At 66.1% G+C, this 22,846-nt stretch carries 19 protein-coding genes; 11 read left to right on the top strand and 8 right to left on the bottom strand.

The window, feature by feature from the left end:
* Positions 1-4: 4 nt before the first annotated feature.
* From puuE to ACCC97_RS06675, 3 genes are read left to right on the top strand one after another with little or no spacing between them, the layout of a single operon-like run.
* Positions 5-967 (top strand): allantoinase PuuE, encoded by a 963-nt coding sequence (puuE, locus tag ACCC97_RS06685; RefSeq protein WP_413331917.1) that lies wholly within the window; start codon positions 5-7, stop codon positions 965-967.
* Positions 964-2,742, top strand: a complete 1,779-nt coding sequence (uraD, locus tag ACCC97_RS06680; protein ID WP_413331915.1) for a 2-oxo-4-hydroxy-4-carboxy-5-ureidoimidazoline decarboxylase — start codon at positions 964-966, stop codon at positions 2,740-2,742. The genes puuE and uraD overlap by 4 nt, the downstream gene beginning before the upstream one ends.
* Before the next feature lie 20 nt (positions 2,743-2,762).
* A complete protein-coding gene (locus ACCC97_RS06675; RefSeq protein WP_413314636.1) occupies positions 2,763-3,989 on the top strand; it encodes a M20 family metallopeptidase in 1,227 nt (408 codons plus the stop codon).
* A gap of 6 nt (positions 3,990-3,995) precedes the next feature.
* Here ACCC97_RS06675 and ACCC97_RS06670 read toward each other — a convergent pair whose 3' ends face one another.
* Complete coding sequence (locus tag ACCC97_RS06670) at positions 3,996-6,026, bottom strand: putative bifunctional diguanylate cyclase/phosphodiesterase (protein ID WP_007838355.1); 2,031 nt, start codon at positions 6,024-6,026, stop codon at positions 3,996-3,998.
* A 165-nt stretch (positions 6,027-6,191) separates the two neighbouring features.
* Between ACCC97_RS06670 and ACCC97_RS06665 the strand changes: the two genes are divergently transcribed.
* Positions 6,192-7,910: an S-layer protein gene (locus tag ACCC97_RS06665; protein WP_413331914.1), complete on the top strand. Its 1,719-nt coding sequence runs from the start codon at positions 6,192-6,194 to the stop codon at positions 7,908-7,910.
* A gap of 14 nt (positions 7,911-7,924) precedes the next feature.
* On the opposite strand, the gene ACCC97_RS06660 is transcribed toward ACCC97_RS06665, so the two are convergent.
* From ACCC97_RS06660 to ACCC97_RS06650, 3 genes are all read right to left on the bottom strand, one after another.
* Positions 7,925-8,410 carry an SgcJ/EcaC family oxidoreductase gene (locus ACCC97_RS06660; protein WP_007838358.1) on the bottom strand — a complete coding sequence of 162 codons (486 nt, stop codon included), beginning with the start codon at positions 8,408-8,410 and terminating at the stop codon, positions 7,925-7,927.
* A gap of 174 nt (positions 8,411-8,584) precedes the next feature.
* Complete coding sequence (locus ACCC97_RS06655) at positions 8,585-9,271, bottom strand: response regulator transcription factor (protein ID WP_007838360.1); 687 nt, start codon at positions 9,269-9,271, stop codon at positions 8,585-8,587.
* Positions 9,268-10,920: a sensor histidine kinase gene (locus ACCC97_RS06650; protein ID WP_413331912.1), complete on the bottom strand. Its 1,653-nt coding sequence runs from the start codon at positions 10,918-10,920 to the stop codon at positions 9,268-9,270. The genes ACCC97_RS06655 and ACCC97_RS06650 overlap by 4 nt, the downstream gene beginning before the upstream one ends.
* 135 nt (positions 10,921-11,055) lie before the next feature.
* On the opposite strand from ACCC97_RS06650, the gene ACCC97_RS06645 reads away from it, so the two are divergent.
* Entirely contained in the window at positions 11,056-11,991 is a 936-nt protein-coding gene (locus ACCC97_RS06645; protein ID WP_413331911.1) for a LysR substrate-binding domain-containing protein, read from the top strand.
* 84 nt (positions 11,992-12,075) lie between these two features.
* On the opposite strand, the gene ACCC97_RS06640 is transcribed toward ACCC97_RS06645, so the two are convergent.
* Complete coding sequence (locus ACCC97_RS06640; RefSeq protein ID WP_413331910.1) at positions 12,076-12,987, bottom strand: amino acid ABC transporter substrate-binding protein; 912 nt, start codon at positions 12,985-12,987, stop codon at positions 12,076-12,078.
* A gap of 9 nt (positions 12,988-12,996) precedes the next feature.
* The gene (locus tag ACCC97_RS06635; RefSeq protein WP_413315623.1) at positions 12,997-13,383 is read right to left on the bottom strand and encodes a VOC family protein; all 387 of its coding nucleotides are present in this window, start codon (positions 13,381-13,383) and stop codon (positions 12,997-12,999) included.
* Positions 13,384-13,749: 366 nt separating this feature from the next.
* On the opposite strand from ACCC97_RS06635, the gene ACCC97_RS06630 reads away from it, so the two are divergent.
* From ACCC97_RS06630 to ACCC97_RS06620, 3 genes are read left to right on the top strand one after another with little or no spacing between them, the layout of a single operon-like run.
* The gene (locus ACCC97_RS06630) at positions 13,750-15,243 is read left to right on the top strand and encodes an NCS1 family nucleobase:cation symporter-1 (RefSeq protein ID WP_007838369.1); all 1,494 of its coding nucleotides are present in this window, start codon (positions 13,750-13,752) and stop codon (positions 15,241-15,243) included.
* Positions 15,244-15,264: 21 nt separating this feature from the next.
* Positions 15,265-16,005 (top strand): aspartate/glutamate racemase family protein, encoded by a 741-nt coding sequence (locus ACCC97_RS06625; protein ID WP_007838370.1) that lies wholly within the window; start codon positions 15,265-15,267, stop codon positions 16,003-16,005.
* Between the two features lie 14 nt (positions 16,006-16,019).
* A complete protein-coding gene (locus ACCC97_RS06620) occupies positions 16,020-16,775 on the top strand; it encodes a GntR family transcriptional regulator (protein WP_007838371.1) in 756 nt (251 codons plus the stop codon).
* Between the two features lie 49 nt (positions 16,776-16,824).
* Here ACCC97_RS06620 and ACCC97_RS06615 read toward each other — a convergent pair whose 3' ends face one another.
* On the bottom strand, positions 16,825-17,523 hold the full coding sequence (locus tag ACCC97_RS06615) for a TetR/AcrR family transcriptional regulator (protein ID WP_007838374.1): 699 nt from the start codon (positions 17,521-17,523) through the stop codon (positions 16,825-16,827).
* A 149-nt stretch (positions 17,524-17,672) separates the two neighbouring features.
* On the opposite strand from ACCC97_RS06615, the gene ACCC97_RS06610 reads away from it, so the two are divergent.
* The 3 genes from ACCC97_RS06610 (at position 17,673) to ACCC97_RS06600 (ending at position 21,691) form a co-directional block, all read left to right on the top strand.
* Positions 17,673-18,722, top strand: a complete 1,050-nt coding sequence (locus tag ACCC97_RS06610; protein ID WP_413315596.1) for an SDR family oxidoreductase — start codon at positions 17,673-17,675, stop codon at positions 18,720-18,722.
* Between the two features lie 67 nt (positions 18,723-18,789).
* Positions 18,790-20,046, top strand: a complete 1,257-nt coding sequence (locus ACCC97_RS06605; RefSeq protein ID WP_413331909.1) for an alpha/beta hydrolase — start codon at positions 18,790-18,792, stop codon at positions 20,044-20,046.
* Positions 20,047-20,194: 148 nt separating this feature from the next.
* Positions 20,195-21,691 (top strand): nucleobase:cation symporter-2 family protein, encoded by a 1,497-nt coding sequence (locus ACCC97_RS06600; protein WP_007838380.1) that lies wholly within the window; start codon positions 20,195-20,197, stop codon positions 21,689-21,691.
* A gap of 16 nt (positions 21,692-21,707) precedes the next feature.
* On the opposite strand, the gene ACCC97_RS06595 is transcribed toward ACCC97_RS06600, so the two are convergent.
* Entirely contained in the window at positions 21,708-22,565 is an 858-nt protein-coding gene (locus tag ACCC97_RS06595; RefSeq protein ID WP_413331908.1) for an aldo/keto reductase, read from the bottom strand.
* Between the last annotated feature and the right edge of the window lie 281 nt (positions 22,566-22,846).

Below are 22,846 nucleotides of genomic sequence, written 5' to 3'. Positions count from 1 at the left end.
ATCCATGACCGTCTACGACACCACCCTGCCCTACCCGCGCGACCTCGTCGGCTACGGCCGCAACCCGCCGCACGCCCAGTGGCCGGGCGGCGCGCGCATCGCGGTGCAGTTCGTCCTCAACTACGAAGAGGGCGGCGAGAACGCCACGCTGCACGGTGACGCGGGCTCCGAGCAGTTCCTCTCCGAGATGTTCAACCCGGCGAGTTTTCCCGACCGGCACATCAGCATGGAAGGCATCTACGAATACGGTTCGCGCGCCGGCGTGTGGCGCATCCTGCGCGAGTTCGAGAAGCGCGGCCTGCCGCTGACCGTGTTCGGCGTGGGCATGGCGCTGGAGCGCTACCCCGAGCTCACGGCTGCGTTCAAGGAACTCGGCCACGAGATCGCCTGCCACGGCTGGCGCTGGATTCATTACCAGAACCTCGACGAAGCCACCGAGCGCGAGCACATGCGCCTGGGCATGGAAGCCATCGAGAAGCTCACCGGCGAGCGGGCGCTTGGCTGGTACACCGGCCGCGACAGCCCGCGCACGCGCCGCCTCGTGGCCGACTACGGCGGCTTCGAATACGACAGCGACTACTACGGCGACGACCTGCCCTTCTGGATGAAGGTACAGAAGACCGACGGCAGCGTGGTGCCCCAGCTCATCGTGCCCTACACGCTCGACTGCAACGACATGCGCTTCGCGCTGCCGCAGGGCTACTCGCACGCCGATCCGTTCTTCCAGTACATGAAGGACAGCTTCGATGCGCTCTATGCCGAGGGCGACCCGAATGGCGACAACAGCCCGAAGATGATGAGCATCGGCATGCACTGCCGGCTGCTCGGGCGGCCCGGCCGCATCACGGCACTGCAGCGCTTTCTCGATCACATCGCCAAGCACGACAAGGTGTTGGTCTGCCGCCGCGTCGACATCGCGCGCCACTGGAAGCACGCGCATCCTTTCGAAGCCGGAGCCGCATCATGAGCCTCACCATCGCCCAACTCAACGCCGCGGTGCCGGCCGAAGCCGTCGCACTGCTCGACGGCATCTACGAGCACTCGCCCTGGATCGCGCAGCGCGCGCTCGCCGCGCGCCCCTTCCGCTCGCTCGCACACCTGAAGCATTCGATGGTGCAGGCGCTGGCCGCGTCGTCGACCGACGAGCAGATCGGCCTCATCCGCGCCCACCCCGAGCTCGCTGGCAAGGCCATGGTCAGCAAGACGCTGACGGCCGAATCGACCAACGAGCAGAGCAAGGCCGGCCTGACCGGCTGCACGCCCGAGGAGTTCGCGAAGATCCAGCAGCTCAACGCCGACTACAACGCGAAGTTCGGCTTTCCGTTCATCCTCGCGGTGCGCGGCCCGCGCGGCACCGGGCTGACCAAGCGCGAGATCATCGACACCTTCGAGCGCCGGCTGTACAACCACCCGGGGTTCGAACTCGGTGAGGCGCTGCGCAACATCCATCGCATCGCCGAGATCCGCCTGGACGACAAGTTCGCCGCCGACATCACGCTCGGTAACGACGTGTGGGACTGGCAGGAGCAGCTCTCGGTGCACACCGACCCGGGCTATGCCGAGAAGGGCCAGCTCACCGTCACCTACCTGACGGATGCGCACCGTGCCTGCGCCGCGCAGATCTCCACGTGGATGCGCGAGTGCGGCTTCGACTCGGTGGACATCGATGCGGTCGGCAACGTGGTGGGTCGCTATGAAGGCAGCACGCCCGACGCGAAGACGCTGCTCACCGGTTCGCACTACGACACCGTGCGCAACGGCGGCAAGTACGACGGCCGCCTCGGCATCTTCGTGCCCATGGCCTGCGTGCGCGAACTCAAGCGGCAAGGCAGGCGCCTGCCCTTCGCCTTCGAGGTGGTGGGCTTCGCGGAAGAAGAAGGCCAGCGCTACAAGGCGACCTTCCTGGGCTCGGGCGCGCTCATCGGCCATTTCGACCCGCGCTGGCTCGACCAGAAGGATGCCGACGGCATCACCATGCGCGAGGCCATGCAGCACGCGGGCCTGAAGCAGGAAGACATTCCGAAGATCCAGCGCGACCCGGCCCGCTACCTCGGCTTCGTCGAAGTGCACATCGAGCAGGGCCCGGTGCTGACCGAGCTCGACCTGCCGCTGGGCATCGTCACCTCCATCAACGGCAGCGTGCGCTACGTGGGCGAGGTCATCGGCATGGCCAGCCACGCCGGCACCACGCCGATGGACCGCCGCCGCGACGCAGCAGCGGCCGTGGCCGAGCTGATCCTCTACACCGAGCAGCGCGCCGCGAAGGACGGGGACTCGGTCGGCACTGTCGGCATGCTCGAAGTGCCCAGCGGCTCGATCAACGTGGTGCCGGGGCGCTGCAAGTTCAGCCTCGACCTGCGCGCGCCCAACAATGCGCAGCGCGACGCGCTGGCCAACGACGTGGTCAACGCACTGAAGGACATCTGCGAGCGCCGCGGCGTTCGCTACGAGCTCGAGGAGACGATGCGCGCCGCCGCCGCGCCCAGCGCACCGGCCTGGCAGCAGCGATGGGAAAAAGCGGTCGATGCCCTCGGCATTCCGCTCTTCCGCATGCCCAGCGGCGCCGGCCACGACGCGATGAAGTTGCACGAGGTGATGCCGCAGGCCATGCTCTTCGTGCGCGGCATCAACTCGGGCATCAGCCACAACCCGCTCGAATCGAGCACCAACGACGATATTCAATTGGCGGTGCAAGCATTCCAGCTCCTGCTGGACAACCTCGCCACCGAGCAAGCCCACTGACCGACCACAGAAGAACAACCATGACCGACTACGCCAAACTCGACGCCTGGATCGACGCCCACTTCGACGAGGAAGTGCAGTTCCTGCAGCAACTGGTGCGCGTGCCCACCGACACGCCGCCCGGCAACAACGCGCCGCACGCCGAACGCACCGCCGAACTGCTGAAGGACTTCGGCCTCGACGCCGAGAAGCACGCCGTGCCTGCGCAGGATGTGAAGGAGTACGGCCTCGAATCGATCACCAACCTGATCGTGCGCCGCAAGTACGGCAGCGAAGGCCGTACCGTCGCGCTGAATGCCCACGGCGACGTGGTGCCGCCCGGCGAAGGCTGGACGCACGACCCGTACGGCGGCGAGATCGCCGACGGCAGCCTCTACGGCCGCGCCGCCGCGGTCAGCAAGAGCGACTTCGCGAGCTTCACCTTCGCGCTGCGCGCGCTCGAAGCGGTAGCAAAACCGGCCAAGGGCAGCGTCGAGCTGCACTTCACCTACGACGAAGAATTCGGCGGCATCCTCGGCCCGGGCTGGCTGCTCAAGAACGGCCTGACCAAGCCCGACCTGATGATCGCGGCCGGCTTCAGCTACGAAGTGGTCACCGCGCACAACGGCTGCCTGCAGATGGAAGTGACGGTGCACGGCAAGATGGCACATGCCGCCATTCCGACCACCGGCGTCGATGCGCTGCAGGGCGCCACGAAGATCCTCAACGCGCTCTATGCGCAGAACATGCTCTACCAGCAGGTGACGTCGAAGGTCGAGGGCATCACGCACCCGTACCTCAACGTCGGCCGCATCGAGGGCGGCACCAACACCAACGTGGTTCCGGGCAAGGTGGTGTTCAAGCTCGACCGCCGCATGATCCCCGAGGAGAACCCGGTCGAGGTCGAAGCCACGATCCGCAAGGTGATCGCCGATGCCGCCGCCGAAAGCGCGGGCATCACGGTCGAGATCAAGCGCCTGCTGCTCGCCAACTCAATGCAGCCGCTGGCCGGCAACAAGCCGCTGGTCGATGCCATCCAGAAGCACGGCGGCGAGCTGTTCGGCGAGCCGATCAAGGCCATGGGCACGCCGCTGTACACCGACGTGCGCCTGTACGTCGAAGCCGGCATTCCTGGCGTGATCTACGGCGCCGGCCCGCGCACCGTGCTCGAGTCGCATGCCAAGCGCAGCGACGAGCGCGTGGTGCTCGAAGACCTGCGCCGCGCCACCAAGGTGATCGCGCGCACGCTCTGCGACCTGCTGGCCTGATCCGGCTCAGGCGCCCTTGGCGTGCGCCGGCAGCGCCCGCGAAGCCGCCCACGCCATCAGTTCGGACAGCGGCGCGGGCCGCGCCAGGTGGTAGCCCTGCACCAGCTTGCAGCCCAGCGCGCGCAGGGCCTCGAGCTCGTCCTGCGTTTCGACGCCTTCGGCCACGACCTGGATGTTCAGCGAACGGCCGAGCTGGACGATGGCATCCACCAGCACCACGTTGCCCGGTGAGGACGACAGGCCGAGCGTGAAGCTGCGGTCGATCTTCACCTGCCGCACGTGCTCGCTGCGCAGCGACGCCAGCGACGAATAGCCCACGCCGAAGTCGTCGACCACGATCGCCACGCCCGCGGCCGACAGCGTGCTCAACCGGCCGCGCGTGGCATGGGTGTCGAGCGCCACCTCTTCCGTTATCTCGATCTGCAGCCGGCGCGGCGCGATGCCGCGCTCCTTCAGCATGCCCAGCACGATGTCGTCGACCGCGAGCTGCGCCATCTCGCGTGGCGAGACGTTGATGGCGACCGGCGCTGCGGCCAGGCTGGAGCCCGCGGCCTCGAGCTGGCGCATGGCCAGGCAGGCCTCGTCGACCAGGTGCCGCAGCAGCGGCTCCGCCACGCCGGTGCTCGCGGCCGCGTAGATCACTTCCTCGGGAGCGATCTGGCCGTGGCGCGGGTGGTTCCAGCGCATCAACGCCTCGAGACTATGGACCTCGCAGCCGTCGCTGTTCATGATCGGCTGGAACCACACGCCGATGTCGCGCGCCTCGATGGCGCGCAGCAGGTCGCGCTCCACGTCCCGCCGCGTGGCCAGCCGCTGGTTGAGCGCGTTGTCGAAGAGCTGGCAGCGGTTGCGCCCGAGGCGCTTGGCCTCGTTGAGCGCCTCGTCGGCAAAGCTGATCATGTCGGCGATCTCGGCCTCGCCCGACACCGAGATGCCGATGCTCACGCCCAGGTGACCGCCGTAGTGCGCCGTGGCGAAAGAGACCGAACGGATCAGCCCCTGCGCGATGGCCGTGGGCGCCTGCCGCTCGTCCCACAGGCTGTAGAGCAGCGCGAATTCGTCGCCGCCCCAGCGCCCGAGGACCGCCTGCATGTCTGCGGTTTCCCGCTGCAGCCAGCGGGCCACGTCCTGCAGCACGCGGTCGCCGGCCTTGTGGCCGAAGGCGTCGTTCACCGCCTTGAAGCCGTCGAGGTCGAGCAGCAGCAGGCCGTGCTGGCGGCCATCGGTCGTGGCGATGCGCAGCGTCGCGGCCTCGGTGAAGCCCTCGCGGTTGAACAGGCCGGTAAGCGAATCGTGCGAGGCCCGGAAGGCCAGTTGCTGCGTTGCATCCAGCGAGAGCGCGTGCGCCAGCCGCAGCTGGGCGGCCATGGCGGTGGCTTCGTTGCGGATGCGGCTGCCTTCGCGGAAGGCCTTGTCGCTGTGCAGCGCGCCGCGCCCCAGCGCCCCGAGGTACAGCAGCACGAGCGCCGCCAGGCACAGGTTGTCGAAGCCGCCCGCATACGCCAGGCAGCCCGCCACCGACAGCAGCGCCGGCGTGATGAAGCCGATGGGCACGAGCGCATAGGCGATGCCATAGGTGACCGCCCCCGCGCAGATGCCGCACACCACCGTCAGGTAGAACACCGCCTGCGGCGAGGAGTAGCCGTCGCACAGCAGCGGAATAAGCGCCCACACACAGCCCGACACCGCGGCCAGGCCGGCTGTCAACCGCAGGTGCCATTCGACCGGGCGGGCGCTCGGCGATGTGGCGACGCTGCTGTCGGGCGTGGTGCCCGGCGACGGTGCGAACGGCCAGCGGCAGATGTAGCGGCGCAGTCCGTTCACCATGAGGGACAGCAGCAGCCAGCACAGCCCTTCGAACGCGCGGCCGGCGTTGACGGCGATCAGCGCCGCCGCGCAGCTCAGCACCACGTTGATCGGAATGGCCCGCAGCACGCTGCGGCGTATCGCCACGAGCTGGTCGGTGCGCACCGTGCGGGACAGCACCAGGTCGTCGACGGACGCAGTGAGCTCGGGAGAAGGCGCGCGGGGAATCATGAAAGGAGCACAGTTTAGGGCGCGGGCCGCGCCAGCGCCCCGACTGGTGCGCGGCAACAACGAACTTTCGTTCGACTTTCACCCGGATGTCATGGCTCCATCCCAGACTCGCGGCTTTCGCAGAGACGCGCGCTTCCAGTCCGCGTCGCTTTTTTCAAGCCAGCCATGTCCATCTTCCCGATTGCTCTACCGACCACCCCGCCGTTGCGCCGCAGCCTGCTCTCCACACTCGCCATCGGCACGCTCGCGCTTGCCGGTTGCGGTGGCGGAGGCGGCTCCAGCGCCCCGGCCTTCTTCCCCACGACACCCGGCACCCCGACTGCTGTGGCGCCCGCGCCCGCACCTGCTCCTGCGCAGCCGGCCGATCCCGCCCCGTCCGTGCCGCCCGGACGCTGGACCGTCGGCGACCTGCACATCCACACGATGCAGTCGGACGACACCCAGCAGATCTCCACGCTCGACCAGGTGCTGGCCAAGGCCTTCGACGAGTTCGGGCTCGACTGGGCCGCGCTGTCCGACCACCTGCGCCTGTCTTCCTACGACAACGATGGCAACAAGCTGGCCGCGCAGATTCCGTTCTCGGAAGGCATGGCCAAGTACCAAGTGCCGCGCATCAAGGCGCTGCAGGCCAGCGGCAAGTACGCCGACAAGACGATCTTCACGGCCTTCGAGTGGGACATGCCCTCGCACGACCACGGCAACGTCGGCATCCTGACCGACAACCCCATGTCGGGCGCCGCGCTCAAGGCGGCGAACCAGTTCGAGTACCTCTTCACCAACCGCGACCCCGCCCTCTTCCCGGCCGCCGACGTCGCCGCGTGGGGTCAGAAGGCCGGCACCGGCTACAACACGCACGCCGAGACGCTCGCAGCCATCGCCTGGCTCAAGAAGAACTATCCCGACACCAGCTACCTGCAGATCAACCACCCGTCGCGCAACCCCGGCAAGTATACGATCGCCCAGTTGCGCGAGATGAACGACCTCGCGCCGAACATCGTGTTCTCGCTCGAAGGCATGGTCGGCAACCAGATGGAGCCCGACCGTGGCGGCTACAACAGCGCCTATATCGCGGCCAACCTGCCCTCGCGCACCTATGGCGGCGTCGACTATCTCGTTGCCAAACTGGGCGGCACCTGGGACGCGCTGCTTTCCGAAGGCCGCCGCATCTGGAACGTGGCCGACTCCGACTACCACTTCACCGTCTCGCAGGGCCAGTACAGCAGCGGCTACGCGCCCGGCGAGTACGCCAGGAACCACCTGTGGGGAGACATCAAGGACCCGAAGTCGCTGCTCGCGGCCATGCGCACGGGCAAGCTCTTCGCGGTGAACGGCGGCCTGATCGACGCGCTCGACTTCAAGGTGCAAGGCGCCAAGGGAATAAGCGAGATGGGTTCGGAGCTGGGAGCAAAGCCGGGTGAAGACCTTAAGATCATCATCCGCTTCAAGAGCCCCGAGCGCAACAACTTCGAGTATCAGCTCGGCAGCGGCCGCTTCGCCAACGTGAAGCCGGTGGTCGATCACATCGACCTGATCGCGGGCGACGTGACCGGCCCCGAACTGCCGGGCACGCCGGGCTACTCGCGCGACACCAACCCGTCGACGCACGTGCTCAAGCGCTTCACCCGCAGCGACTGGAAGCTCGACGCCGACGGCTACTTCACCGTGAGCTACACGGTGAAGGCCGGCAACAACCAGTACTTCCGCCTGCGCGGCACCAACCTGGGCACCGACGTGCCCAACGAAACCGCCGGCGGCGAGCCGCTGCCCGATGCGCAGACCACGGGCACCGACAACGTGGCGCGCTTCAACGCGATCAACGCGCGCAACTACGGCGACCTCTGGTTCTATTCGAACCCGGTGTTCGTAAAGGTCTCCGCGCAGTAGGCAGTCGCTGCCGGTCAGCTCTTCGGGGCGCGCACCTCGGGCATCGCCGACGAGTGGTGATGCGCGATCAGCCACTGGCCGTTCACCCATTCGTAGACGTAGGTGTAGCGCGCATGCACCGTGCCGCCGTCCTTGAAGCGGAAGGTGTACGTGCCGACGTCCTGCGCCACATTGCAGCCGATCTTGATGACGCGCTGGTCGATCTTTCCTTGCGGCTCGCCCTTGAGGAATTTGACGAAGTAGTCGCGGATCTCGGCCGGGTTGGTGCGCGGCTGGTTCGACACGGTCGGCAGCAGCACGCCGTCGGCGGCGTAGTTGGCGACCACCTTGTCGGGGTCCAGCGTGCGCAGCGAGTTGTTCCAGCGGTCGAACAAGGCGCTGACCTGCGCCGCATCCACCGGCGTGCAGACGGCCGTACCCGATCCCTGGGCCAGCGCACCGGTGGCGAGCGAGAGAGAGAGGACGCCGAGGGCGGCGCTGGCGACGAGACTTTTCTTCACGGAGATGATTCCTTGTTGTGGAAGTTGTTGAAGCACCGGTTCAGGCCGGCGCTGCACCGCATTCGCGAGGCAGGAATCAAGTCTGCGGCGCGCTCATGAACACGACCCGTGCCGGGCCATGAATGCGAGTTGAAGCGCAGATGAACAACGGATGAACGGGCGCCCCGCGCGCGCTCAGGCCTCCTGCGCGTCGAGCCGGTAGCCGAAGCCGCGCACGGTCTTGAGCAGCGCGAGCGGATGGCCCTCGTCGATCTTGGCGCGCAGGCGGCGCACGTACACGTCGACCACGTTGGTCAGCGGGTCCTCGCTGGTGCCCCACACGTTCGAGAGGATGCGCTCGCGGCTGTACACGCGCCCGGGTGCGCTCATCAGCAGTTCCAGGAAGGCCAGCTCCTTCGCGGTCAGCGCGATCGGCTGGCCGGCCCGCGTGACCTGCATGCGCTCGCGGTCCAGAACGAGGTCGGCCACCTGCAGGCTGCTCGCCTTCACGCGCTGCTCGCGCCCGCGCCGCAGCAGCGCCTCGATGCGCGCGAGCAGTTCTTCGAAAGCGAAGGGTTTGGTGAGGTAGTCGTCCGCACCCAGCCGCAGGCCGTTGACCTTGGCCTCCAGCGAGCTCATGGCCGTGAGCATCAGCACGGGCACATGGTGGCCCTCGGCGCGCATCGTCTGGCACAGCTCCAGGCCGCTGAGGCCGGGCAGCATCAGGTCGAGGATGAGCAGCGCGGGCTCGCCGCCGCGCGCCAGCGCCAGGCCCTCGGTTCCGGTGCGGGCCAGCTGCACGCCATAGCCTTCGGCCCGCAGGCCGCGCTGAAGGAAGTCGGCCACGCGCGGATCGTCTTCGACCACCAGGATGTTGTTCATGCGGCCTCCGGCGCCGTGGGGAAATCGGTGCCGTCGAAACGCGGCAGCCGGATGCGGACCGTCGTGCCCACGAATGGCTCGCTCTCGATGTCGATGCGGCCTTCGTGCGCGGAAACGATCACCTGCGCGATCGACAGGCCGATGCCGGTGCCGTCGACGCGGTGCGCCCGGGCGCGCTGGCCACGCGTGAAGCGCTGGAACACCGTGGGCATCTCGTCGGCGTCGATGCCGATGCCCTGGTCGCGCACGGCAATTTCCACGCATCCGTCGAGCTCGCGCCAACCGATGCGAACCGCGCCGCCGGCGCGCGAATAGCGCACCGCGTTGTCCAGCACGATCATCAGGGCCTGGCGCAGCCGATCGGCATCGGCGTGCACGTGGACAAGCGCCGGCTGTGCGTCGTGCGGCGCATCGAGGCGCACCCCCACGCCATGCAGCGCCCCCAGCGCCTCGGCCTGCTCGGCCGCATCGCCGACCAGCAGGCCCAGGTCCACCCGGTCCTGCCGAATGACGAGCTGGTCGGCCTCGGCGCGCGCGATCAGCATCAGGTCGTCGATCACCCGCGCGAGCTGCTCCACACCGCCAACGATGCGCGACAGCGTCAACTTGTATTCGGCCGGCGGCTTGTCGGCGCCGCGCAGTGCGATCTCGGCCTCGCCGCGGATGGCGGTGGCCGGCGTGCGCAGTTCGTGGCTCAGGTCGGCGAACAGCTGGCGGCGGCGCTGGTCGATGTTCTGCAGCGTGACGTGGGCGGACTGCAGCTCGGCCGTGCGCGCATCCACCGCCGCTTCGAGCTTGTGCCGCGCGGCTTCGGCATCGCTGCGGCGCTGCTGCAGCTCGGCGGCCATGGCATTGAAATGCTCTGCCACCTGGCCGAACTCGTCCCTCGACCCGACCTCCAGGCGATGGTCCATGCGGCCGGCCTGCAGGGCCTGCGTGCCGGCCAGCAGGCCGGCGATGGGCGCCTGCAGCCGCCGGTTCAGGCGAATGGCGATCAGCACCGCGGCCACCAGGGTCAGCACTGCGAGGCCGATGGCCTGCAGGCGCAGCACCTCGACGGCGCGTTCCGTGGCCTTGCGTGCCACCGGCACCGCCTCGCGCTGGCGCGCGATCGCACCGTTGACGAGTTCGCGCAGGTCGCGCCCGCGCGTCACGTCGAACACCTGGTTGAGCTGCTGCCACACCGATGAAAACTCCGCGCCCTCCTCCAACGGCTCCAGCCGCAGCAGGCGGGCCTGGACTTCGGCGATGTTGGCGTCGAGCAGGTCGATGCTGGCCGCCAGCTGGGTCGCCGCCTCGGGCACAGGCGTGCCGCGCGCCGAGGAAGCCTGGGTCCACCAGGCCAGGTCGCGCTGCGTCAGGTCGTGCAGGCTGGCCGCGCTGGTCCGCATGCCGGCCAGCCAGCGGTCGCGTGCCTCGATCGGCGCGTCGCCGTTCATCAGCCGCTGCGAGGCCCAGACCCGCAGCCGCTGCTTGTTGGTGGACAGCTCCAGCAGATCGGACAGGATGTCGCTCGCAAGCCGGCTGTGCTGCTTGGCGAAAGTAACGCGCTCGGAACCCAGGTAGATGAAACCGGCCTGGATGCACACCAGCGCAACGAGCGTTGCGAAGGCCAGCGAGAGCCGCGTGCGGAATTTGATGGAAGGCATCGATCGGTGCGGCGCGCTGGCGAACACTCGTTTTGAAGGGTTCGAAGAATAGCCCATGCCGCTCGACGGGTCGGCATTGATCACCTGCGATGATGCTTGGTTGACCCGAGCATCGATGTTTGCGATGCTTCCAGGGTGATCAACGAACTCAAGACCTTCATTGCGGTGTGCAAGCTCGGCACCTTCGCGGCGGCCGGCGATCGAATCGGGCTTACTCAATCGGCGGTGAGCAGCCAGATGAAGCGACTCGAAGAAGCCCTGGGGTTCGAGCTCTTCGACAGAACAGGCCGATCGGCCACCTTGAATGTCGCAGGCCAGACGACCTTGCCGCGGGCAGAAGAAATCTGCGCGCTGTTCGCCAAGCTCGGGGAGCTTCCTCACGACAACGCCACCCAGGGGCTTCTTCGCGTAGGTTCGATTGCCTCGGCGCAGCCCACGCTGCTGGCGCGCGCGCTTGAGCAACTGCGCAAATCCTTTCCTCTCGTGCGTGTCCATGTGTCGCCTGGCGTCTCGATGCGCCTGATGGACGACCTGGACGCCGGAAAGATCGATGCCGCGGTGATCATCCGCCCTCCGTTCGGCATGCCTGCCGACCTGACGTGGCAGCCACTGGTGCACGAGCCCTACGTGCTGGTGGTGCCCAAGGCCCTGCCGGTAACGAAGAATTGGCGCACGCTGATCCAGGAACAGCCATTCCTGCGCTATGACAGGGCTTCGTTCGGTGGGCGGATGGTCGAGGGGTTTCTGCGTCGGGAAGGCCTGGCGGTCAACGATGCGATCGAGGTCGACGAGATTCCCGGATTGATCCACTTGGCCTCCAGGGGCCTGGGCGTGGCGCTCGTGCCGCTGGTCGAGGCGCATCTGCCCTTGCCTGCGCAGGTGCGCATCGTCTCCTTGGGCGCGGTCACTTTCCAGCGCGAGATCGGCCTGCTCCAGCGAAAGCCCCGGGCCAGCCCGCCCATGGTTGCGCACTTCGCCCAATGCCTGCGCGATGCGGCTGAAGCGAAGCCGAACACATCGCCTGCGCGGAATGCCAGCCGCGCAAGGGCATCGATCCCGCGCCGTACCTGAAACCGGGGAGCGCCGCTCGATCGCCTCGCATGCGGGCCGGACTCGGCACCGCTGGTTCGCCGACTTTCCGCGCACCATCGGCAGTCAACGGGACTCGTAAGACTCCATCGGCTTGTCCGTGGGGTCGGCCCAGGCAGCCTTCGTCATGGCGTTTGCCGGCAGCCCCACCCTGGCGTTGTGAGGCGGAATCGGCTGCATGAACCACTTGTCGTAGATCCGTGCGACTTCGCCGCTCCTGGCCAATGCCACGACGCTGTCGTCGACCAGCTTCTTGAATGCAGGATCCCCCTTGCGGAACATGATCGCGAGCGGCTCGACGCTGAGAACCTGGTCCAGGAGCCTGTATTTTTCCGGCTCCTTGCTCTTCGAGATCAACGTCGCGAGGTTCTGCCCGTCAGCGACGAATCCTTCGGTTCGGCCCGCCTCGAGGAGCAGGAATCCTTCGCTGTTGTCCTTGGCGAGCACCTCCTCGATACCGTTCGCGCCCTCACGCTTGAGTTTTCTCAGCGCCGGCACGGACGTGCTTCCTGTCGTGGCCGCCACGGTCTTGCCGGCCAGCTGCGCGGGGCGCGTGATGCCCGACGTGGCCTTGACCGCGATGCGAACGCCTTCGACATAGAGCGTCGGTGCAAAGGCAACCTCCTTCTGCCGCGCTGCATTGTTGGTCGTCGTGCCGCATTCGATATCCACCGTACCGTTTTGAACGAGGGGAATCCGGTTCTGTGGCGTCACGAGCTGGTACCTCACGTCGATCCTGTCGAGTTGAACTGCCTTCCTGATGTCGGCAATGATCCGCTCGCAGATCTCCACGTGAAAGCCGGTGTACCTGTTGGGCCCCAGGGTGAACGACATGGCACCCGACGCATCGCGGACACCCACGGAAATCGAGCCCGACTCCTTGACTTTCTTCAAGGTGTCGGTTTGCGCCGCCGCAGCCCCGCAGACGACGGCAAGCGCCGCTGCGAAGGCAAGGCTCCTTTTGCTGCTCTTGGTCATGCAGTTCTTTCAGCGTGCGAAGAGCGAGCTCAAGTCGGCGAACGACTTCATCTCGATCGCGTTGCCTGAGGGGTCCAGAAAGAACATCGTCGCTTGCTCGCCGGGCTCTCCTTTGAACCGGATGTAGGGCTCGATGACGAACTTTGTCTGGCGCGCCACGAGCTTGTCGGCCATGGCCTGCCATTGATCCATCGGAACGATCGCGCCGAAGTGGCGCACGGGTACGTCGTGACCGTCGACCGAACTGCTCTGGCGGTGGCCGCATTCGTCGGGTGCCAGGTGCGCCACGATCTGGTGGCCGTAGAAATCGAAGTCGACCCATTCAGGCGCGCTGCGGCCTTCAGGGCATCCAAGCAAGTCACCGTAGAACGCGCGCGCCTCGGCGATGTCTCGCACCGGGAACGCAAGATGAAACGGGATGCGGGTGGCTGTGTTGCTCATGGGGCTTTCCATCGGGGGAGTGGGGATGGACCCGACTCTAAGCAGCACCTTTCACAATGGAAAACGATATATTTTCCATCTGAGCCATAAGAATTTCGATTAATCACCCACGGAGGTCCGGCGACCTGCCACCGTCGTGCCTGTGCGCCGTGGCCCAGCCGAACAACAGCGCCACACACATCAGGGAATCTACGGATATATGATTCCTCGAATGGCCTTGATTGCGTGCAGTTTTTGTATACAAATAACGCATCCGAAAAACCGGCGCGAAATTTGCGTCAAAACCGGGTCCCGATCCACCCACCCGCACGAGGAAAGACCATGAGCACAGTCGTCAGCCAGGCCCCCGCGGGGGCAAGCGAAGCCGGCATTGCGCCGCACGCGGAATCGAACGCCGTCATCAAGCCGGGCTACCACCCGCGCCTGACCAACGAAGACCTCGCTCCGCTGAAGAAGCAGACCTGGGGCCAATACAACATCTTTGCCTTCTGGATGTCCGACGTGCACAGCGTGGGCGGCTACATCACGGCCGGCAGCCTGTTCGCGCTGGGCCTGTCGAGCTGGCAGGTGCTGGTGTCGCTGCTGGTCGGCATCGTGATCGTGCAGTTCTTCTGCAACCTCGTGGCCAAGCCCAGCCAGGTGACGGGCGTGCCCTACCCGGTGGTGTGCCGCGCGCCCTTCGGCGTGCTGGGCGCCAACATCCCGGCCATCATCCGCGGGCTGATCGCCGTGGCCTGGTACGGCGTGCAGACGTACCTCGCATCGGCCGCATTCATGGTGCTGGCGCTGCACATGGCGCCGGGCCTGGCGCCGTATGCCGATGTCGCGCAACACGGCTTCGTCGGCCTGTCGGCCCTCGGCTGGGTCGCGTTCATGGTCATGTGGGTGCTGCAGGCCTTCGTCTTCTGGCACGGCATGGACGCCATCCGCAAGTTCATCGACTGGGCCGGCCCGGCGGTGTACGTGGTCATGGCCGTGCTGTGCGGCTGGCTGGTGTGGAAGGCGGGCTGGAGCAAGATCGACCTGAACCTCGGCGGCGTCAAGTTCCAGGGCTGGGACGCGCTGCCCGTGATGCTCTCGGCCATTGCTCTGGTGGTGAGCTACTTCAGCGGCCCGATGCTCAACTTCGGCGACTTCTCGCGCTACGGCAAGAGCTTCGACGCGGTGAAGAAGGGCAACTTCTGGGGCCTGCCGGTGAACTTCGTGTTCTTCTCGCTGCTGACCGTCATCACCACCGCCGCCACGCTGCCCGTCTTTGGGGAACTGATCACCGATCCGGTGCACACCGTGGGCAAGATCGACAGCACCACCGCCGTCGTGCTGGGCGCGCTGACCTTCATGATCGCGACCATCGGCATCAACATCGTGGCCAACTTCGTGTCGCCGGCCTTCGACTTCTCGAACGTGGCACCGCAGCGCATCAGCTGGCGCACGGGCGGCATGATCGCCGCGGTGGGCTCGGTGTTTCTCACGCCATGGAACCTCTACAACAGCCCCGAGGTCATTCACTACACGCTCGACGTGCTGGGTTCGTTCATCGGGCCGCTGTTCGGCATTCTGATTGCCGACTACTACATCGTGCGCAAGCAGCGCATCGACGTGGACGCGCTCTACAGCATGAGCCCGAAGGGCGAGTACTGGTACAGCGGCGGCTACAACCCGAAGGCGATCCAGGCGCTGGTGCCGGCGGCCATCGTGCCGATCCTGTGCGTGATGGTGCCGGCGCTGCGCGGTGGCGCGAACTATGCGTGGTTCATCGGCATGGGCCTGGGCTTCGTGCTCTATGCCGTGCTGAACCGCAACAGCAAGACTTGAACTGAAGAGAAAGGGAGCGCCGTGCGCATCAAGATCATCAACCCCAACACCACCTGGAGCATGACCGAGAAGATCGGTGCCTGCGCCCGCGCGGTGGCGCACGCCGGCACCGAGATCGTCGCCGTGAGCCCGGCCATGGGGCCGGTCTCCATCGAGAGCCACTACGACGAAGCGCTGGCCGTGCCGGGCCTGCTGCAGGAGATCGCGGCGGGCGAACGCGAGGGCAACATCGACGGCTACGTGATCGCCTGCTTCGGTGACCCGGGCCTGAAGGCCGCGCGCGAACTGGCACGCAGCCCCGTGGTGGGCATCGCCGAGGCGGCCATGCACCTGGCCAGCATGATCGGCAGCCGCTTCAGCGTGGTGACGACGCTGGGCCGCACCATGGGCCAGGCCTGGCACCTGGCCGAGATCTACGGCATGGAACGCTTCTGCGCCAACGTGCGCGCCTGCGAGCTGCCGGTGCTCGAACTCGAGGAGCCCGGCTCGCGTGCACGCGAACGCATCGTCGACGAATGCCGGCGCGCGCTCGAGGAAGACGGCTCCGACTGCATCGTGCTGGGCTGCGCCGGCATGACAGACCTGTGCGCGCACATCGAGCAAGTGCTAGGCGTGCCCGTGATCGACGGCGTGGCCGCGGGCACCAAGCTCATCGAGTCGCTCGTCGCCCTCAAGCTGCGCACCAGCAAGCGCGGGGAGCTGGCGAAGCCCTTGCCCAAGCCCATCGTTGGCGCACTGGAAAGCTTTACGCTTTCGAGCTAGGCCACAATCCGCGCATGCCCCGCGCCAGTTCCAAATCTTCCGTACCCCCCGCCATCGCCGTTCCAGCCGAGAACGGCGTGGCCGCAGCAGACAAGAACAGCTCCATCGAAAGCATCGCCAACGACATCGCCACCGCGATCGTCGAGAAGCGCCTGCCGCCCGGCACCTGGCTGCGCGAAGAGGCGCTGGGCCGGGTCTATTCGGTGAGCCGAACCAAGGTGCGCGCCGCATTGCTGATGCTGTCGAAGGACAAGCTCATCGAGATGATTCCCGACAAGGGCGCGTTCGTCTGCCAGCCCTCGGTGGAAGAGGCCCGCGAGGTGTTCGCGGTGCGCCGCATTCTCGAAAGCGAGGTGGTGCGCCTGTTCGTCGCCGCCGCACGGCCGCGCGACTACCAGGTGCTGGAGCAGCACATCAAGTTCGAACGCACAGCGCTGCGCCAGACCACCACCACGGGCACCGTGCGCGAGAAGCTGCTGGGCGACTTCCATGTGGCGCTGGCCGAGGCCACGGGCAACCGCACGCTGGCCGAGCTGGTGCGCGAACTGGTGGCGCGCAGCTCGCTGATCGCCATGCTGTACCACTCGTCGAACGACCCGCACTGCTCGTCGGACGAGCACGCCGATTTCCTGCGCCTGTGCCGCAAGGGCGATGCCGAGGCCGCCGTGAAGAGCATGAATGACCACCTTGAGCGCATCGAGGCGAGCCTCGAACTGGGCACCGAGAAGCCTGACCGGCAGCTCGATCTGGTGAAGGCGCTGCTCGCCTAGGGAGGGTCTGCAGGACAGCCTGAAGGTGTCCTGGGCACCCAGGTGCGATTCAGCGCCGAGCTTTCTTCGCAGCGCGCTTCCTGGGCTCGCGCGAAGAGGAGTCGGCCGGTGCGACAGCTGCAGTTCCCAGGCATTCCGCACTTGCGATCAGTCCGCGCAGGAACACCATGATCAGCCGGCCCGAGGGATCCGGGCGCGTGCTCATCCGCTGCAGTGCCAGCCCATGCGAGAGTGCCATGAAGGCCGCGGCCAGTTCGTCCGGTGCGGCAGGGGGCGAGCGCCCGAGCTTGTCGAACAACAGGCCGATCACGCCGCCGATCTCGGACCGGTGTTTGTCCCACACCTTCCGGTACTCCGCAGCGAACGCCGGGCTGCGGTTGGCATGCAACTGCAGTTCGATGGAAAGCATGCACCAGTCGGCATCGTGATTGAGCGTGGAAGCCCAGGCTTCCAGTTCGGCCAGCATCTGTTCGGGCTGTTGCGCGTCGTTGCCCAAGACCGTGGAAAGCTGCGTCGCTTCCGCTTCCATGTGCCGTCGCAGCAACTCCAGCAGGACGTCTTCCTTGCTCGAGAAGTTCGAATAGAAAGCGCCTTGGGAGTAGCCCGCCTTGTCCGCGATGTCGCGGATCGACGCGCCCCCATAGCCGTTCGACACGAACAGGTGCTGCGCGGTGTCGATCAGGCGCTCGCGAGTCTGCGCCCGGCTTTCCTCACGGGTCAGGCGCCTTCTTGCTGTCGTGGGGCTCATGCCTCAAAAGATATCACATGAACTTTGGATGTCGACCGGCGGACGCGTGCTTCCGGAGGCAAGGCTGGACACTTCTTCAGATATCACTTGATATTTCAAAATGCCGAAGGTACATTCAAAACTCATTTGATCTTGGACATTCAATCGATATGGAAAAATCCAAGAGCCCGAGGTCCGCATTTGTCACCGGCGCCACCGGCCTTCTCGGCAACAACCTTGTGCGCGAGCTGGTCGCGCGCGGCGTCTCCGTCAAGGCCCTCGCCCGCTCGAAGGCCAAAGGTCAGCAGCAGTTTGCGGGGATGAAAGGCGTCGAATTGGTGCTGGGCGACATGGCGGATGTACCCGCTTTCTCCAAGGCACTGCAAGGATGCGACGTGGTGTTCCACACCGCCGCCTTCTTCCGGGACAACTTCAAGGGCGGCAGCCACTGGGAAGAGCTCAAACGCATCAATGTGGACGGCACGCAGCAGCTCATCGAGCGGGCATACGACGCCGGCATTCGGCGCTTCGTTCAGACCTCGTCCATCGCGGTGCTGAATGGCGAGCCGGGCATGCCCATCGACGAGACCTGTCTGCGTGACCTGGCAGATGCCGACGACGACTACTACCGCAGCAAGATACTGGCCGATCAAGTCGTGTCGGCCTTTCTTGCAGCGCACCCGGACATGCACGCGAGCTTTGTCTTGCCAGGGTGGATGTGGGGGCCGGCCGATATTGGCCCCACCTCGTCAGGACAATTTGTCAACGATGTGGTGCTTGGAAAATTGCCTGGGTTGCTGCCTGGGAGCTTTTCCGTTGTCGATGCCCGCGATGTGGCGAGGGCGCAGATTTCGGCCGCGGAGCACGGGCAGCGCGGCGAACGCTATCTGGCTGCCGGCCGCCACATGACGATGCAGGAACTGGTGCCCTTGATGGGGAAGATCGCGGGCATCAAGACGCCGACACGCAACTTGCCCTTCCCGCTCCTGTATCTCCTGGCGGCGGCACAGGAGCTCTATGCGCGGATCAGCGGCAAACCCATCCTGCTCAGCCTGGCGACGGTGCGGCTGATGCGCAAGGAGGCGGGGCGCAGCCATTTCAATCACACGAAGAGCGAGCAGAAACTTCAACTGAAGTTTCGCCCGATCGAGCAAACCGTTGCCGATACGGTCGCCTGGTATCGCGGCAATGGCTGGCTGCCCAGTGCGTCGCCCCGATAGCGCCAAGCAAATCGCTTTTTCGCCCTTGCGACGGGCCCGAGCCGCCCAACCCGATAAAGGAAAGACCGTGACGAACAAATTGATCTTGAAACTCTTGACGGCCTTCGGAGCCGTCCTTCTTGTCGCGGCAGCGCCGCACGAATCCGCGGCACAGGGCATCCCCTCGGCCAGGGCGGCGGACAGCATGGCCGAGTTCTGCAGGAAAGGACAGGCGGAGTACCCGGGAGGCATCGCTCGCATGCATCCTTCGTCCAAATTCAACATCTGTTGGTGGCTCGAGGATGCCGGCATCGAAGCAAGCACGTTCGACGACGTCGTTGGAACGCTGCCGGAACATGCCGGGCCGTCGCAGGCGGCCTGGCAAGCGACTTTCAGCAAGCCCGCCCAGGTGCATCTGGAACGAGCCCGCGTGGCCGAAGAGAGGGGCGACAGCGCGGCCGCATCGGCCGAATACAAGAAGGCCGCTTTCTATCTGCGGATGAATCGGCTGCCCAAGCGTGTCCCCGCCGCGGATCTGCAGGCGACCGAACGAGCCTATGCGGTCCTGGGAAAGCCGCTCCAGCGGATCACATTCAAGACCGGAGAGAAAGAATTCATTGGCTACTTCCGAGCCCCGTCGGCACGACGCGGCAGCAACGAGAAGCTGCCGGTGCTGGTCATCCTCGGCGGCCTCGACAACCTGAAGACGGAGATGATCCGGCACAGCGACTACTTCATGGGCCGCGGGTTCGCAACCCTCATTGTGGAAAATCCGGACACTGGGGAGAACCAGTTGGGATTCCGTCCGGAGTCCTCCGCGATGCTTGACACGGTTGCGGACTACATCAAGAGCCGCACCGACCTGGACGCAAGCCGAGTGGCCGTGTACGGCTGGAGCATGGGAGGCTACTTGGGAACGCTTGGCGGGCTGAGGAACGACTTCTACAAGGCGATCGTCAACATAGGCGGCCCCAGCGATTCGAGCTTCGGACAAGCGCATTGCAAGACGGCGCCTGCATGGATCGTCGCGCCCTACACCGTGTTTGCCAACATGAATCCGCAGACGACACCCCGTCAGGCGATGTGCGAATACTACGAAGCATTCCAACTCTCACGTCAATTGAAGATGCCAACCGCGGTGCAGTTGCACAAACCCATTCTCATGGTGAACGGCGCCCGCGAAGATCTCGTCTCCAGAGATGAACCTGCGTCCCTTGCGGCTCTTGGCTTCAATGTGACGCAACTGGTATTTGGGGAGGATGGCCACACGGCGGAGTCGAACATGCGAGAGCACTTCGAGTTCACCGCGAACTGGCTCATGCGGCGGCTGAAATTGGAAAACTGATCGTCTTCGCCCAGGGCCCGCGATGCGGGTTTTCCTGCATCCGGATTGCCGCATAAATTGTATACAGTTTGGCGTACACACCAGGTGGACGCCACGGAACACCGCGCCGTTCACGCCTCTCTCCCCTTGCTGCGCCAGGAGATACACGATGACGGCCGAGACCTCTTCCACTGTTCCGACAGTCCATCCCGTGGACCAGCGCCTGCCTTCTGGCAAGCTCGCGGCCCTTGGCCTGCAGCACGTGCTGGTGATGTATGCGGGCGCGGTCGCGGTGCCGCTCATCGTCGGGCGCGCGCTCAAGCTCTCGCCCGACGAGGTCGCCCTGCTGATCTCGGCCGACCTGTTCTGCTGCGGCATCGCCACGCTGATCCAGGCGCTGGGTGCCACGCAGTTCTTCGGCATCAAGCTGCCCGTGATGATGGGCGTCACCTTCGCGTCGGTGGCGCCAATGGTCGCCATCGCCAACGCCAACCCGGGCCAGAACGGCGCGCAGCTGCTGTTCGGCGCCATCATCGGCGCGGGCATCGTATCGATACTGATCGCGCCGCTGGTGAGCCGCATGCTGCGCTTCTTTCCGCCGGTGGTCACGGGCACCATCATCGCGGTCATCGGCATCAGCCTGATGCGCGTGGGCATCAACTGGATCTTCGGCAACCCCGTGGGCCCGACCGCGCCCGCGCTGGTCGACCCGGTGTATGCGAAGTGGCTGGCCGAGGTCACCTCGCCCGGCAGTTCCATTCCCGCGGTGCCCAAGGGCTTCGCGATCATGCCCACGGTGCCCAACCCCAAGTACGCGGACCTCTCTGGCTTCGGCGTGGCGGCGCTGGTGCTGGTGTCGATCCTGCTGATCGTCAAGTACGCCAAGGGGTTCATCGCCAACATCTCGGTGCTGCTGGGCATCGTGATCGGTGCGGTGGTGGCCTCGGTCACCGGCCTCATGACCTACGAGAAGGTGGGCAAGGCCGCCTGGGTCGACATCGTGCTGCCCTTTCACTTCGGCATGCCGCAGTTCGACCCGATCCTGATCCTCACGATGACGCTGATCATGATCGTGGTGATGATCGAATCGACCGGCATGTTCCTCGCGCTCGGCGAAATGACCGACCGCAAGATCAGCCAGAAGGACCTGGCGCGCGGCCTGCGCACCGACGGCCTGGGCACGCTGATCGGCGGCATCTTCAACACCTTCCCGTACACCAGCTTCTCGCAGAACGTGGGTCTCGTGGCCGTCACGGGCATCAAGAGCCGCTACGTGTGCGTGGCCGGCGGCGTGATCCTGATCGTGCTGGGCCTGCTCCCGAAGATGGCCGCGCTGGTGGAATCGTTGCCCACCGTGGTGCTCGGCGGCGCGGGCCTCGTGATGTTCGGCATGGTGGCGGCCACGGGCATCCGCATTCTCTCGGGCGTGGATTTCAAGACCAACCGCCACAACGCGATGATCGTCGCGGTGTCCATCGGCATCGGCATGATTCCGCTGATCGCGCCCAACTTCAAGCAATGGATGCCGCACGCGATCCACTCGCTGATCGAGTCGGGCATTCTGCTGGCGTCGATCGCGGCCGTGCTTCTCAACCTGTTCCTCAACGGCGCGAAGCACGACGAGCAGGCTGTGATCGCCGCGGCCAAGCAGGCCGAGGCGCACTGATCCTTCTTTCTTCTTCTCAGATCACTGCCAGCGGCGTCTTGCGCCGCGGCGGTGGATGCAGGCGGTCCAGCTCGGCCAGGGTCGCCGCATCGAGCTGCAGATCGGCGGCAGCCAGGTTCTCCTTCAGGTGCGCGCTGCGCACCGCCTTCGGAATCGCGGCCACGCCGGGCCGTGCGACGACGGCGGCCAGTGCAAGCTGCGCAGCCGTCACGCCGAGCCGGCCGGCCAGTTCGCTCAGCCCATCGTCTTCGGCCAGCGCCCCCTGGTCGATCGGGCTGTAGGCCATCAGCGGCATGCCGCGTTCGCGCTGCCAGGGCAGCAGGCTGAACTCGGGGCCGCGCTCGCCGAGCGACAGGTACACCTGGTTCGCCGCACAGCCCGGCCCGTCGCCCACGGCCTGCATCAGCTCTTCCATGTCGTCGGTGTCGAAGTTGCTCACGCCCCAGTGGCCGATGCGTCCGTCCGCCACCAGCGACTGCATCGCGGCGACGGTCTCGCGCAGCGGATGGTTGCCGCGCCAGTGCAGCAGGTAGAGGTCGATGGCGTCGAGGCCAAGCCGCTTCAGGCTGCGCTCGCAGGCGTCGCGCGTGCCGCGCCGGCTGGCGTTGTGCGGATAAACCTTGCTGACGACGAAGAGCTCTTCACGCCGTGCATCGCCCGCGCGCAGGGCCTCGGCAATGGCCTGGCCCACCGCTGTTTCGGCCCCGCCTTCGCCGTACATCTCGGCCGTGTCGATGAGCCGGTAGCCGAGGGCGATGGCCTCGCGCACGGCTTTCACCTCCGCCGCACGATGACCCGCGTTTTCGCCCATGCGCCAGGTGCCCAGGCCGAGGACGGGCATCTCGCCGCCGGTGGGAAGTTGGAGTGTTCGCATCGGGCCATGGTACGAGGGACATAAGGTCGTGTCAGCCCTCCGGCGACGACTTTCCCGGTGCTCCGTGCAGCAGCACGGCGTTCGCCCGGGGCACCTCCAGCCTTCTAATTTTTCGAAATCGAAGTCGATTCCGTGACATTGAATTGACAAAGTCCTCTATGAAATCTCGCCGCTTCGCCTTCTGATTTTGTCAAGGCAGTTTGGGTGCCCGCCCCCCCCGGGCCCCCCCCCCGGGGGGGGGGGGGGCGGGGGGCGGGGCGCCGGGGGCGGGGGGGGGGGGG

The organism is Variovorax sp. Varisp85 (assembly GCF_047304045.1).
GTDB lineage: Bacteria > Pseudomonadota > Gammaproteobacteria > Burkholderiales > Burkholderiaceae_C > Variovorax.
This window is presented reverse-complemented; position numbering and strand designations above follow the sequence as displayed.